Origin of the sequence: Microbacterium azadirachtae, assembly GCF_000956505.1 — a bacterium.
In the GTDB taxonomy this organism is placed as follows: Bacteria; Actinomycetota; Actinomycetes; order Actinomycetales; family Microbacteriaceae; genus Microbacterium; species Microbacterium azadirachtae_A.
Genome location: NZ_JYIX01000040.1, coordinates 24,675 through 37,498 on the forward strand (window position 1 = coordinate 24,675; position 12,824 = coordinate 37,498).

Consider the following 12,824-nt stretch of genomic DNA (forward strand, 5'->3'; position numbering starts at 1 on the left):
CTTACTCTGCGTCCTGCGTGAGCACGTCCTGCGGGCGGCGGTCGAAGGTGAGACCGCCCGGAACCTGGAATGTCGGCATGAGCTCGATGAGCCCGATGTTGACGTGAGCCGGCGCGTCCACCGCGAACTCGATCGCCGACACGACGTCGTCGACCGTGAGCGACTCGAAGCCCTCGTAGAACTCCGCCCAGGCGGCGGCATCGGTCTCCGGCGTGCCCCCGAGGTTGCGCGAGAAGATCTCCGTCTCGATGCGTCCCGGGCTGAGCTCCGTCACGCGGACCCGCTTGCCGAGTGCGTCGTTGCGCAACTGACGGGAGAGCTGATGGATCGCGGCCTTCGTCGCGTGATAGGCCGTGTGTCCGAAGAAGTTGTAGTGCCCGGCGATCGAGGAGATGTTGAGGACGTGGCCGCGATCGCGCTCCACCATGCCCGGGTACACGAGCCGAAGGATCTGCATCACCGCTGTCAGGTTCACCTCGACGAGGTCATCGAGGTCCTCGGCCGACGAACTCAGGAGGTTGCCCGGGCGGCTCACACCCGCGCTGTTGAGCACGATGTCGGCTTCGATGCCCTCCAGTTCGCGAGTGAGGGCGACGGTATCGCGCACGTCGACGGCATGCGCGATCACGCCCCTCTCCGCCAGCGCCGCGAGTCGCGACTCGTCACGAGCGATCGCGTGGACGGTGAGGCCCTTCGCGAGGAAGAGGTCGATCGCGCCGCGGCCGACGCCACTGGTCGCGCCGGTGACGAGGGCGACACGGTAGTCGGAGAAAGTCATGAAAAGGTCCTTCCGGTGATTGAGGTGGAGAGAGCGTCCAGGGCCGAGAACACGGACCGGACACGAAGACGAAGAGCCTCCAGCTCGACGCGGTCGGCGCGTGCACGCGCCGCGGCGTCCGAGGATGAGACCTTGCGGAAGCGGACGCGCTCCCCCGGACGCACCTGGGCGAGAGTGTCGAGCGAACCCGAGGTCACGACCGCGAGCACGGGATATCCCGCCGTGACGCCGCGCCCACGATGCAGGACGAGGAGCTCCTCCCCCGGCGGGACCTCCACGGCGCCCACGGGCACGCCTCGGGACAGCACCTCGCCGTGCGTCCGGCGCTCGGGCAGCGGGCCGACCAACCGCAACCCGATGTGATTGCTGGTCGGGGTGACGAGGTACGGCTGTGCGAACAGGCGGTCGGCCGTGTCGGCGAAGTCGTCGAGGTCGGGGCCGTCCGTGACGTCGACGATGAAGCCCGTCGACGGTCGCGGAACGTCGAGACTGTACAGCTCGGCGGCGAAGTGATCGTTGAAGATCGCGTCCGTCGAGCGTCGCACCGTGATCGAGGCGCCACCGGCGAGGTGCCCTCCGAAGCCCAGAACGGAATCGGGCGCGCAGCTGCCGAGGAGCTGCGGCACGTCGAACGAGCCGCGGACGGCGAGGTAGGCGCGCAGCCCGCCCTGGAGATGACGCAGGGCGACGGTCTCCCCCGCACGCACGGAGACCGGCTGGTTCGACGGGCGCCCGACACCGTCCACGGTGAGGTGGCCATCCGCTCCGGCGACGGCCAGGAGGATGTCGACTCCGGCGACGAACTCGATGTCGAGAGCGGTGATCTCCAGCAGCGGGGCTTCGTCGGGATTGCCGACGAGGATGTTCGCGATCCGAGCCGAGCGCTGGTCGAGGGCGCCGTTCACCGGCACGCCGTAGCGCGGTCCGCGGCGGCGTCCGAGATCCGTCACCTGGGTGGAGCCCGCCTCGGTGAAGGTCAGCGTGCCGGCGCTCATCGTGCCACCATCCGGGTTCCGCGCAGCGCCTCGTACTCGTCCCTGCCGATCGGACGGAAGCGGATGAGATCTCCTGGCTCGTACGGCACGAACGGCTCGGCCTTCAGATCGAGCACGGTCAGAGGCGTCCTGCCGACCAGCCGCCAGCCGCCGGGCGCAGCCGCAGGTGTGATCGTGGCCTGCCGTCCGGCGACCGAGACCACGCCCTGCGGGACGTGCGGGCGAGGCTTCGCCAGACGCGGCACCGGGTGCGGGAACGGGGGGCCGTCGAGCATCGGGGAACCGCCCGGCGCGCCGAGGCAGCGCACCACGTAGGTCGGCTCGCTGTGCAGGCGGACGATCTCCGCCGCGCTCAGGCCCTGCGCGTCGGCGACGTCCTGAAGGTCGAGCTCCCCGTCGAGGTCGTAGAGGACGGGGACGTCGAACGTGCGCGGGGTCTGGGTGAGCGGCTGGTCGGCGTCCAGATCCTCGACGACGTGCTCGAGGTAGTCGCGCAGGCGATCGAGCGAGACGTCGATCGGGTCGATCTCGATCAACGCCGCGTCGTAGGTCGGGATGACGCACTCGACTCCCGGCACGCGCGAGGAGTCGACGAGTCGGGCCAGGTGATGGACGAGTCGCCAGCCGGCCTCCTTGTCGGCCAGGGTGCTCGCGACCCGAAGAGCGGAATTCCCGCTGGGCGAGATGATGACGGATGCGTTCGGCACGGTACTCACTCCAGCCAGTCCGCGAGAGGCGCGATCACGACGCCGGCAGCTTCCAGGCCGTCCCGGATCTGCTGCGCGAGTACGACCGCACCTGCCGTGTCGCCGTGCACGAGGACGGTGTCGCACGCGACAGGGATCGGGACGCCGTTGCGGCTTTCGATCACGCCGTCGACCACCATCCGCACGGTCCGACGCCGGATCTCCTCCGCATCATGGATCACGGCGCCCGGCTCGGTGCGCCGCACGAGCGTGCCGTCATCCTCGTACGCCCTGTCGGCGATTCCGACGATCCCGACGCGCAGACCGGCCGCGCGGGCGGCGTCGGCGAGCTTGCCGTCCTGAGCGAGGACGATGAGCTCCGGGTCGAGCCTCCACGCCGCGGTGGCGACGGCATCCGCGTAGTCCTCGCGGACCGCGACCAGGTTGCCCAGCCGCCCATGGGGCGCCAGGTGGGAGATCTTCGCGCCGTGGAAGGTGGCGATCGCCTGCAGAGCTCCGAACTGATACAGCACGTCGGTGCGGACCTCTTCGGCCGTCAGGCCCATGTCGCGACGGCCGAATCCCTGCAGATCGGGGAAGGACGGGTGAGCGCCGATGCCGACTCCACGCTGCCTGCACGCCCGGACCGTCTGGTCCATGATCCGCGGATCACCGGCGTGGAAGCCGCAGGCGACGTTCGCCGACGTGAGGATGTCCAGAAGCGCGGCGTCATCTCCCATGCTCCAGGGGCCGAAGCCCTCGCCGAGATCTGCGACCAGATCGATCGTCCGGGTCATCGTCAGCTCCTCTCCTCATCGTGATTCCGCTGTCATTGATCAGGCTAGAACGGGTGGCATCACGCAGTGCAACCATGTGCCCAGCTCGTGCCGAACTGCGCGGGATGCGCCGGGTATTCAGTGGCCGAGGCGACCACGCTTGGCAATTTCCTTGCCATTCATAACGCCGCGCAGATAGGTCATCGACTCGATGAAGTCATCGTCCTCGTGGGGCTCGCACTTCGCCTCCACCGTGAGCGTCCCCTGATAGCCGTCCGCCTGGAGCGCGGCGATCTGACCGGCGATGTCGGTCTCGCCCGTGCCGAAGCGCTGCCACACCATCCGGTCGTCGAGGACGCGGCCGTCCTTGAGATGGACGTTGCGGATGTGCGGCTTCAGCAGCTCATAGCTCCCGCGGAAGTGCCGATGCTCCGCCTCGTAGAGGTTCCCGGTGTCCCAGACGTAGCCGAAGTTGGACCTGCCGATGCCCTCCAGCAACCGCAGGCAGTTCTCCCCGGTGTCGGCCCAGGACCCCGGGATGTTCTCGAGCAGCAGCTGGAACCCACGGGCAGCCGCGACATCGGCGGCCTCGCCCAGCAGGTCGACGACCCGGGCGAAGTCGCCCTCATCGTCGAGCGGACTGCGGTCGACACCGAAGGTGATGAGGGTGTCGACACCGATGCGCTCCGCCAGATCGAGGCTCATCGACAGGATCTCGGTCGAATGGAATCCGATCAGATCGCTGTGCAGGTCGGCCTTGAACAGGCCGGGCGAGACGGCGGAGTAGTGGATGCCGTATTCCGCGGCGATCGTCTTGAGCCGCCCCCAGGCCGCCGCTTCGACGACCGGGAAGCGCTTGGCCTCGACCATCCGGATCTCGAAGTTCCGCACGCCCTGCTCCGTGGCCATCGTGAAGATCTTGCGGAAGGCTCCCACCGACCGATCGGGGGTCACCTCGTCGGTGACGGTGGACAGGATCATTCTGTTTCTCCTCTTCTCATGGTGATGCGCGCTCAGCCCTTGACCGCACCGGTCGTGATGCCTTTGACGAGCGAGTTCTGCAGAAGCAGATAGACGATCAGGCTCGGCATGAGAGCCAGGAACGCCGCTGCGAGAAGCACGCCGGTGCCGACCTGCACATCCGCACGGAAGCTCGTCAGCGCGACCGTGATCGTGTAGTTGGTGGTGTTGTTGGCTCCGACCAGTGGCAGCAGGTACTGGTCCCAGATGCCGATGAAGCCGAAGATCGTCACGACGCCCAGGGCCGGCTTGCACAGCGGCAGGATGATCTGGAAGAGCAGCCGCAGATCGCCTGCCCCGTCGATGCGGGCGGCCTCTTCGATCTCGTCCGGGATGTCGCGCATGAACGCCGTCATCACCAGGATCGAGAATGCCGACGCCGCGACCGGGAGGATGACGGCGAAGACCGTGCCCCGGAGATTCAGGCCCGTCAGCGGGATGTCACCGAGCACGACCGCAAGAGGCACCGCCACCAGCTCTTCGGGGAGCATCATCGTCGCGAGGAAGAGACCAAGGATCAGCGCCCGCCCGCGGAAGCGATGCCGGGCGAGCGCGTAGCCGGCGGTGACGGCGAGCAGGGTCTGCAGCAGGAGTCCGCCTCCCGCGATCACGATCGAGTTCCAGAAGAACGACCAGATCCCGCGATCGGCGGCGACCTCGAAGTTCTTCATGCTGGGGTTCGCCGGGATCAGAGTCAGCCTCGTCGGATCCGAGTTCAGGTCGAACGCACCGGCGATGATCGCGACGATCGGCCCGGCGAACACGGAGAGGATGACGATGCAGATGGCGATGCGGAGGACGAGTGAGGCCGTCCGGCCCGCCTGCCAGCCGAGCGCGGTGTCGAAGCGCTCGGAGGCGTCGCCGCGCCGGCGTCTCGGGCGTCTGGCGCCTGCCGTGACGATCGCCTCTGTCGCCGTGCTCGTTCCGTCGGTGAGGGACATCACGTGTCCTTTCCTCGTCGCAGCAGCGCCGCGGTGCCGAGCGTGATGATCACCGTGACGACGAGCAGGATGATCGAGGCCGCAGAAGCGACGCCCACCTCATTGCGCTCGAAACCCAGGGAGTACACCCGCGTCATCCAGACGTCCGTGGCTCCCGATGGGCCGCCTTTGGTCAGTACCCAGACATCGGTGAAGACACGGAGGCTGCGGATGGCCGCGAGGACCAGCACGATGGCGAGAGCAGGCTTCAATGCGGGGAGAACGATGAACCAGAGCCGCTGGATCATGTTCACGCCGTCGATGGCGGCGGCCTCGTAGAGCGAGCGGTCGACCGCGGCGAGACCGGCGAGCACGATCACCATGTTGTACGGGGCGCCCTGCCAGATCCCGACGACCATGACGGAGAGAAGGGCGGTGTTCGGGTCCTCGAGCCAGTGCACCGGCGGGGCGCCGAACGTGCCGAGAACGGAATTGAGGAAGCCGTCCTGCGCCGGGAAGTAGATGATCCGCCAGACCTCGGCGATCACGGCGGTGGCCGTGACCACGGGGAGGAACGCCGCCGTCCGGACGAACCAGAGGTACCTGCTCGCACCCTCGAGGACCAGCGCGAGGACGATGCCGCCGATGACCGCACCCGCAGCCGTACCGAAACCGAGGACGAGCGTGTGCCAGATCGCGGCGTGGAACTTGGGGTCGTTCAGCACCGCGACGTAGTTGTCGAGGCCCACCCAGACGTCGCCGAGGAACGGACGCACCTCGTGGAAGCTCATCTGGATCCCCGTGACCATCGGGATGAACTTGAAATACGCGAAGACGAGCAGAGCCGGAACCAAGAAGCCCCAGACGATCGCACCCCGCTTCATCCGCGCCCGCCGTGCGGACGCCCCTCTCGGGCGACCCGCATCGCTGCGGGTCGCACGAGAGGGCTTCGCGAGGGTGGTCACGGGGACGCCAGCTCTTCGTCGATCCGATCCGCGAGCTCCTTCATGTCGCCGGAGACGTCTTTCGGACATTGCGAGAACGTCGAGTTCAGGGTCTCCGCCACGTCCTGCCGGGCGGTCGTGAAGTCGATGTCGGAAGGGAACATCCTCGACTTCTTCAGCTGGTCCTGCACCACGCCCCAGCGCGCATCGCCGTAGACCGCGACCGCGTCCACCGTCGTGTTGACGGGAAGACGGACCACCGGCTGACCGGGCGCCGTCATCGCGAGCTTCTGACCCTCCGCCGAAATCAGGAACTCGGCGAGCGCCTTCTGCTTCGAGGGCTTGGTCGTCGTCGCGCCGAAGTAGATGCTGGTGCGTTCCTGCAGGGTCGTGGATCCCGCGGGGCCTGCAGGGGCCATGATCACCTCGTACTTGTCCTTGCCCGGCGCCTTGTCGAAGTTGGCGAAGGCATAGGGGCCGGTCTGATAGATCCCCGCCTTGCCCTCCGCGAAGAACGGCGTGGCGGAGGCATTCGTGAGCGCGCCCGGCTGGATGAGGTTCGGCGTGCAGAAGAACTGCTCCAGCCATTGGACGCCCTTGACGCTCTTGGCGCTGTCGATCTCGGCCTTGTACGCACCGTCCTTGCCGGAGACGATCTCGCCGCCGCGCTGCCAGATATACGGCGCGGACCACCAGGCGAAGAACCCGCGGTCCGTCGTCCCGGGGACTGCCATGCCGTACGTGTCGCCATCGACGCCGTTGCCGTCGGGATCCTCGGTGGCGAATGCCGTGGCGAGCTTCACGAGATCGTCGTGGGTCTTCGGCACCTCGAATCCGAGCTTCTCCCGCCAGTCCTTCCGGATGAAGGTGACCTGCGCATGCTGACTGAACGGCACCCCGTAGTACTCGCCGTCCGTGAGCTTCACCGAGTTCCAGGACTCGTTCGAGAGGTCCTTGGAACCCTTGATCGCCGCGCGGTCGACCGGTAGCAGCATGCCGTCGTCGGCATAGCCGGCCATGCTGGCCTGGTCGTAGATCAGGACATCGGGGAGATCCTTGGCGGAAGCACGAGCGCGGAGCTGCGTCTCGAACTCCACCGTGGCCAGATAGTTCACCTCGATGCCCGTCTTCTTCGTGAAGGCGTCGAAGACCGCCTTGTACGTCTTCGCCGCCTCCGGACCGCTGCGAGACCAGACCTCCAGCGGCTTGCCGTCGTCCTTCTCCGGGGCCGCCGACGTCGTCGTCGCGACAGTTCCTGCTCCGGTGGAGCAGGCGGTCAGAGCGAGGAGCAGCACTGCTCCTGCCGCCGCCGCGACCGCATGTGTTCGGGAGGATCTCTTCATCGGTGGTACCGCCTTCCTTGGCTGTCACCGTGGGGTTTTCCCCGACGGGTTCCGGGATGCGGCTCACACTATGTTTCGGCCGATGGCGTCCGGAACGGGTTCGATCCGCAGATCGTCGATACCCCCATCGTGGTTCTCCCGATCGCGGATCGCACCGCATCGGCCCTGGTTATCATCAGGAAAGGGTCGAGGACGCGAAGAGGCGGAGGAACATGGACGGCAAGAAGCTCGAGGCCTTCGTCAAGGCCGTCGACCTCGGCAGCATCTCCCGGGCGGCGATCGCACTGCATCTCACGCAGTCGGCGCTGAGCCAGCAGATCACATCGCTGGAGGCGTCGGTCGGCGTCCAGCTCCTCGCCCGCTCCAAGCAGGGCGTCTTCCCGACGCAGGCCGGCCGCGTCCTGTACCGGCATGCCCAGCACCTCCTCCGCGGCATGGATGAGGCACTCATGGAGGTGCGCGCCCGCGGCGACGGACCGAGTGGACGGGTCTCGGTGGGACTGGCGCCGTACAGCCTTGCGCAATCGCTCACGGTTCCCCTCCTGCAGACCGTCCGCCGGGAGTACCCGAACATCGTCCTGCACCTCCGCGAGAACTTCGGCGGCCTGATCAGCGAGGGGATCGCGACCGGGCAGATCGACATGGGGATCATGTACTCCCCCGTGTCGCTGCGCGCGGTGCATGTCGAGCCGCTGTTCGTCGACGAGCTGTCCGTGCTCGCCCACCAGAAGCGGAAGCTCCCGTCGCCGATCGGCTTCGCGGAGCTCACCGACGTGCCGATGCTCGTGCCGACCCGGCAGCATTCGATCCGTCTGGCCGTGGATGCCGGCTTCCAGCGCCATGACCTCTTCCCCCGCATCGCGGGTGAGCTGGAGTCGGTTCCGAGCCTGCTGAGCGCGGTCGAGAAGGACATCGGATGCACCGTGCTCCCGGGCGCCTCGATTCCCGACCTCGCACAGCATCCGACGCTGGTCCGGCTTCCTTTCGCCGAGCCCATGCCCATCAGGCTCGCCTTCTGCATCTCGGCGAACGAGCCGCTCAGCGAAGCTGCCGTGGCGGTCGAACGCGTGCTCCGCCGTCTGGTGTCACGAGTGCTGGCCGAGCACGCGGGCGTCGGAGGGTGAGTCCCTGCTCCTGGCCGGTTCGGCAAGCGTCTTTGCCGTTTGTGCCATCCGCGCGTGCCCACCGAGTTCGATAGCATCGATGAACCCCGTCGATCCGGTGCGTATGCCCGGGACGACTGGCAAACTCATTGCCCGAGGAGTCCGCCATGGTCATTCCTGGTCGTCGCGTCCAGCGTCGTGTCACGCTCACGGAGATCGCCGAGGCCTGCGGGGTCGCGCCCTCCACCGTGTCCCGCGCGCTCTCGAACCCGAACCGCGTGAGCACCGTCATGTATGAGCGGATCACCAGCAAGGCGCAGGAGATGGGCTACACCTCGGCACTGCTGCCCGCAGCCGACAACCGACTGGCCCGCGGGACGATCGCCCTCGTGCTGCCCAACCTCACGAACCCGTTCAACCTGGACGTGATCCGTGGCGCGCAGGCGCAGATCCGCGCTGCGAGCTACCTCCATCTCCTCGTCAGCACGGAGGAGTCGCTGCCGATGGAGGAACAGTGGCTGCGGGAGATGGCACGGACGGTCGACGGCATCGTCGTCTCGTCCCCGCGGATCGACGACGAGGCCCTGCGTGCGGTCTCCCAGGTCGCGCCGACGGTGGTCATCAATCGTGCAGCTCCCGGCCTGTCTGGTGTCGTGATCGACACCCCTGCCGGGCTCGGGCAGGCCGTCCACTATCTGAACTCGCTGGGTCATACGCGCATCGCGTATGTGCGCGGTCCCCACGCATCCTGGACGGACCGTACGCGCTTCGAAGCGATCACCGCAGCGGCGAGCGAGAGCGACGTGGAGATCGTCGCGGTCGGGAGGTATCAGCCGACCCTGGCCAACGGCGCCGCGGCCGCAGACGCCGTCGTCCTCACCCGCGCCACAGCCTGCATCTTCTTCAACGACGTGCTGGCGATCGGCGCCCTGGACCGCTTCCATCAACTCGGCGTCGCGATACCGGACGACCTCAGCGTGGTCGGCTGCGACGACATCTTCGGGGCATCGTTCTCGCATCCACCGCTCACCACGGTCACGTCTCCTGGCGAGAGCGCCGGCCGAGCGGCCGTGGACATGCTCATCGGCCGGTTCGCGACCCGGGATCGCTCCGACCGCATCGACCACATCTCGGCACACCTCACCGTGCGCGCGTCGACGGGGCCTCGCAAGGACGACTGACCCCTGGCCGCGACTGCGGGCCAGGGGTCAGTCGTCGGCACCGAGGCGGCTAGACCGCCTTCGGCAGCAGGATGGAGGCGGTGACGGCCTCCTTCTCCTGCTCGCTCTGCTGCAGTTCGTCGATCTCGTCGAGCGTGTAGCCGCGGGTCTCCTTCGCGGTCAGCGCCGAGATCGTCGCCACGACCATCAGCCCGATGGCCAGAGCGGCCGGTCCCACCCAGCCCTTGAGGTCCGCACCGGCGAGAGCCGTCGATGCGACGGGACCGATGGCGCCCGCGATCGCGAAGCCGATCTGCGTGCCCGCCGCGAGCCCGGAGACGCGCACGCGTCCAGGGAACATCTCGGCGAAGAAGGCCGGCCACGCGGCGTTCGCGGTCGAGTAGAAGAGCCCGTTGCAGAGGATGCCGAGCACGAAGATCAGCGGCCAATCGCCCTGCGTGATCGCCCACAGGTAGGGCGCCGTGCTGAGTCCCGCGCCCACGGCGCCGATGATGAACACCGTCTTGCGGCCGATCCTGTCGGCGAGCATCCCCGCGAGCGGTGTGTACAGGATCGCCAGGAAGCTCGCGCACACGGGCACCCACAGGATCGTCGGCTTGTCGAGCCCGTAGCCGACGGTGGCGAACGACACCGAGAAGGCGGCGAACAGGTAACTGATGCCGGCGACCATCGCGCAGGCGGCGATCCGGATGATGGTCCCCCAGTGGAATCGGGTGGCCTGCTTGAGCGGCGACAGCTGCACCTTGATGGCCTGGGTCTCGAGGAACGCCGGCGGCTCCTCCAGGGTTCGGCGGATCACGTACGCGACCACCACGACGACAGCCGAGAGCCAGAACGGGATGCGCCACGCCCAGGCCAAAAGCTGCTCCTGCGGAAGGGCGGCGAACGGGATGAACACCGCCGTCGCGAGAAGACCGCCCGATGCGGATCCGCTGGTCACGAAGCTCGTCGCAAACGCCCTGCGTCGCTCCGGTGCGTGCTCCAGGGTCATCGTGATCGCGCTCGCCTGCTCCCCCGAGACCGAGAGCCCCTGGATGATGCGGATGACGATCAGCAGGATCGGTGCGAGGATGCCGACCTGGTCGTAGGTGGGCAGGCATCCGATCAGGAAGGTGCACGCACCGATCCCGAACAGCGTGATCATCATCACGAACTTTCGGCCGAAGCGATCGCCGAGGGGGCCAAGGATGAGCGCGCCGAGAGGGCGGACCACGAAGCCGATGGCGAACGTCGCCATGCTGAGCAGCACCTTGACCCCATCGGGCAGCTCTGGCGGGAAGAAGAGGACGTTCAGCACCAGCGCCGCCGCCGTGCCATACACGGCGAAGTCGTAGTACTCGAGCGTCGTGCCGACCCAGGAGGCTATCGCGGCTTTCGCCGGAGTCTTCTTGGGAGCCACGGAATTCGTCATGTCGCCTCCATTGGCGTTATCTCAGGAAGGCCCGGCGGTCGGGAGTCGTTCGCTGCGAACGGATGCGGGGCCTGCTGATCTGCTCTCCGGGGCATTGGTGCCCCAGGTACGGAAAACTGTAGGAATCGGCTGACGTCCCGACAAGAGATGTGCCAACTCATTGCCGGAGTTCGCCCTCGATCCTTGAGAACACCGGGCATTCTGCGAATTCGTCCGAGATTCTTGTGCCATAAAGATTGCCAGAATCGGATCCGACTTCGCGAGGCAAGGGAGTCTGGTCCTCAGCTCTGTGACGGACTCCCCCGACACGGCGCGCGTCACCGAGGCATCGAATCGACGGTCCTGCTGACCCGTTCGAGAACGTCGGCGAGCTGATCGATCGCCGGCGTCGCGAGGGCGAGTCTGAGGGCGTGCGGCGCGTGATCGGTCGAGGCGAAGGCATCGGCGGTCGTGACGAGGATGCCGACGTCGGCGAGGTGCGACGCGGCTTGGTCCGCCCGAAGATCGGGTGGGAGGCGCAGCCAGCCGAAGTACGACGAGGGGTGGGCGGTGTAGTCGAGCTGACGGAAGGCCGCGCGAGCGATCTGCTGGCGCTCGGTGGCATCGTCGCGGCGGGTCTTCTCGAGTCGAGCGACGGTCCCGTCCGCGATCCAGCCGGTAGCCAGGGCGGTGATGAGGCCCGAGACGCCCCAGGTGGATGTGCGCAGGCTGCGGACGATCTGTTGCTCGTGGGCGCCGGGTGCGACGAGGAATCCGAAGCGCAGGCCGGTGGCGACGTTCTTGGAGAGACTGGCGACGTAGAAGGTGCGTTCGGGGGCCAGGGCCTGCACCGGCAGTGGCGGCGCTTCGTCGAGGAACGCATAGGTGCCGTCCTCGATGATCCATGCGTCGCGGGCACGGGCGATCGCGACGAGCCGTTCGCGGGTCGGCCGGTCCAGTGTCCAGCCGAGGGGGTTGTGGACGGTGGGGATCGTGTAGATCGCGCGTACCGGTCGCGCGGCGCAGAGCCGGTCGAGGGCCTGAAGGTCCGGGCCTGCTGCGCCTGACGGTATCGGTGCGATCTCGAGCGAGTGCGCGGCGGCCAGCAACGCGAAGCCAGGGTAGGTGAGGGCATCGACGGCGATCACATCGCCCGGGCGGGTGGTCGCCGTCAGGACGGCGTCGAGGGCCTGCTGAGCGCCGTTGGCGAGGAGCACCCGCGCGGGCGGCACATCGATGCCGCGGTCCAGGAGGTGTGTGGCGACGATGGCCCGTTCACGGCTCCGGCCACCCGGCGGCTGCTGGTGGAGGACGGCTTCGAGGTTGCCGGAGGTGGACAACTCCCTCAGCGCATGGCGCAGCTGGGAGGTCTGCTCGGCGGCCAGGGGCTGATTGAACGAGAGGTCGGCGATCCGCGGAACGGGAAGACGCCGGGATGGTTCGACGCCGTCGTGACCGCGCTGGTCACGGACGAAGGTTCCGCGTCCTGGTTCACCGGCGACCAGACCCATCGCGGCGAGTTCGGCGTAGACGCGGGATGCCGTCGCCAGCGCGATCCGGTGCTCCCGCGCGAGCGCCCGATGGGTGGGCAGGCGGGTGCCCGCGGGCACGCGCCCGTCTCGGATCGAGGTCGCGAACCGATCCACGATCGATTTGTAGGCAGCAGTCATTTCCGGACCTCGGAGACG

General features: G+C 67.7%; 12 protein-coding genes. 2 read left to right on the plus strand and 10 right to left on the minus strand.

Features of this window, described 5'->3' with window-relative positions:
- Nucleotide 1: 1 nt before the first annotated feature.
- The 8 genes from RS86_RS18105 to RS86_RS18140 form a co-directional block, all read right to left on the minus strand.
- Nucleotides 2-778 carry an SDR family oxidoreductase gene (locus RS86_RS18105; protein WP_045273691.1) on the minus strand — a complete coding sequence of 259 codons (777 nt, stop codon included), beginning with the start codon at nucleotides 776-778 and terminating at the stop codon, nucleotides 2-4.
- Nucleotides 775-1,773: a biotin-dependent carboxyltransferase family protein gene (locus tag RS86_RS18110; protein ID WP_045273692.1), complete on the minus strand. Its 999-nt coding sequence runs from the start codon at nucleotides 1,771-1,773 to the stop codon at nucleotides 775-777. The genes RS86_RS18105 and RS86_RS18110 overlap by 4 nt, the downstream gene beginning before the upstream one ends.
- A complete protein-coding gene (locus RS86_RS18115) occupies nucleotides 1,770-2,480 on the minus strand; it encodes a 5-oxoprolinase subunit B family protein (RefSeq protein WP_235281827.1) in 711 nt (236 codons plus the stop codon). The genes RS86_RS18110 and RS86_RS18115 overlap by 4 nt, the downstream gene beginning before the upstream one ends.
- A gap of 5 nt (nucleotides 2,481-2,485) precedes the next feature.
- Complete coding sequence (locus RS86_RS18120) at nucleotides 2,486-3,256, minus strand: LamB/YcsF family protein (protein ID WP_045273693.1); 771 nt, start codon at nucleotides 3,254-3,256, stop codon at nucleotides 2,486-2,488.
- A 117-nt stretch (nucleotides 3,257-3,373) separates the two neighbouring features.
- Nucleotides 3,374-4,216 carry a sugar phosphate isomerase/epimerase family protein gene (locus RS86_RS18125; RefSeq protein ID WP_045273694.1) on the minus strand — a complete coding sequence of 281 codons (843 nt, stop codon included), beginning with the start codon at nucleotides 4,214-4,216 and terminating at the stop codon, nucleotides 3,374-3,376.
- A gap of 32 nt (nucleotides 4,217-4,248) precedes the next feature.
- Entirely contained in the window at nucleotides 4,249-5,196 is a 948-nt protein-coding gene (locus RS86_RS18130; RefSeq protein WP_082076889.1) for a carbohydrate ABC transporter permease, read from the minus strand.
- Entirely contained in the window at nucleotides 5,196-6,140 is a 945-nt protein-coding gene (locus RS86_RS18135; RefSeq protein ID WP_045273695.1) for a carbohydrate ABC transporter permease, read from the minus strand. The genes RS86_RS18130 and RS86_RS18135 overlap by 1 nt, the downstream gene beginning before the upstream one ends.
- Nucleotides 6,137-7,462 carry an extracellular solute-binding protein gene (locus RS86_RS18140; protein ID WP_082076891.1) on the minus strand — a complete coding sequence of 442 codons (1,326 nt, stop codon included), beginning with the start codon at nucleotides 7,460-7,462 and terminating at the stop codon, nucleotides 6,137-6,139. The genes RS86_RS18135 and RS86_RS18140 overlap by 4 nt, the downstream gene beginning before the upstream one ends.
- A gap of 212 nt (nucleotides 7,463-7,674) precedes the next feature.
- Here RS86_RS18140 and RS86_RS18145 point away from each other — a divergent pair, with 212 nt between their 5' ends.
- Nucleotides 7,675-8,586: a LysR substrate-binding domain-containing protein gene (locus RS86_RS18145; RefSeq protein WP_045273697.1), complete on the plus strand. Its 912-nt coding sequence runs from the start codon at nucleotides 7,675-7,677 to the stop codon at nucleotides 8,584-8,586.
- A gap of 146 nt (nucleotides 8,587-8,732) precedes the next feature.
- Nucleotides 8,733-9,746, plus strand: coding sequence for a LacI family DNA-binding transcriptional regulator (locus RS86_RS18150; RefSeq protein ID WP_045273698.1), 1,014 nt, complete (start codon nucleotides 8,733-8,735; stop codon nucleotides 9,744-9,746).
- Nucleotides 9,747-9,795: 49 nt separating this feature from the next.
- Here the strand turns inward: RS86_RS18150 and RS86_RS18155 are convergent, their stop codons facing one another.
- Together RS86_RS18155 and RS86_RS18160 are read right to left on the minus strand one after the other, a co-directional pair.
- Nucleotides 9,796-11,157 (minus strand): MFS transporter, encoded by a 1,362-nt coding sequence (locus tag RS86_RS18155; protein ID WP_045273699.1) that lies wholly within the window; start codon nucleotides 11,155-11,157, stop codon nucleotides 9,796-9,798.
- Nucleotides 11,158-11,474: 317 nt separating this feature from the next.
- Nucleotides 11,475-12,806: a PLP-dependent aminotransferase family protein gene (locus RS86_RS18160; RefSeq protein WP_045273700.1), complete on the minus strand. Its 1,332-nt coding sequence runs from the start codon at nucleotides 12,804-12,806 to the stop codon at nucleotides 11,475-11,477.
- Nucleotides 12,807-12,824: the final 18 nt, after the last annotated feature.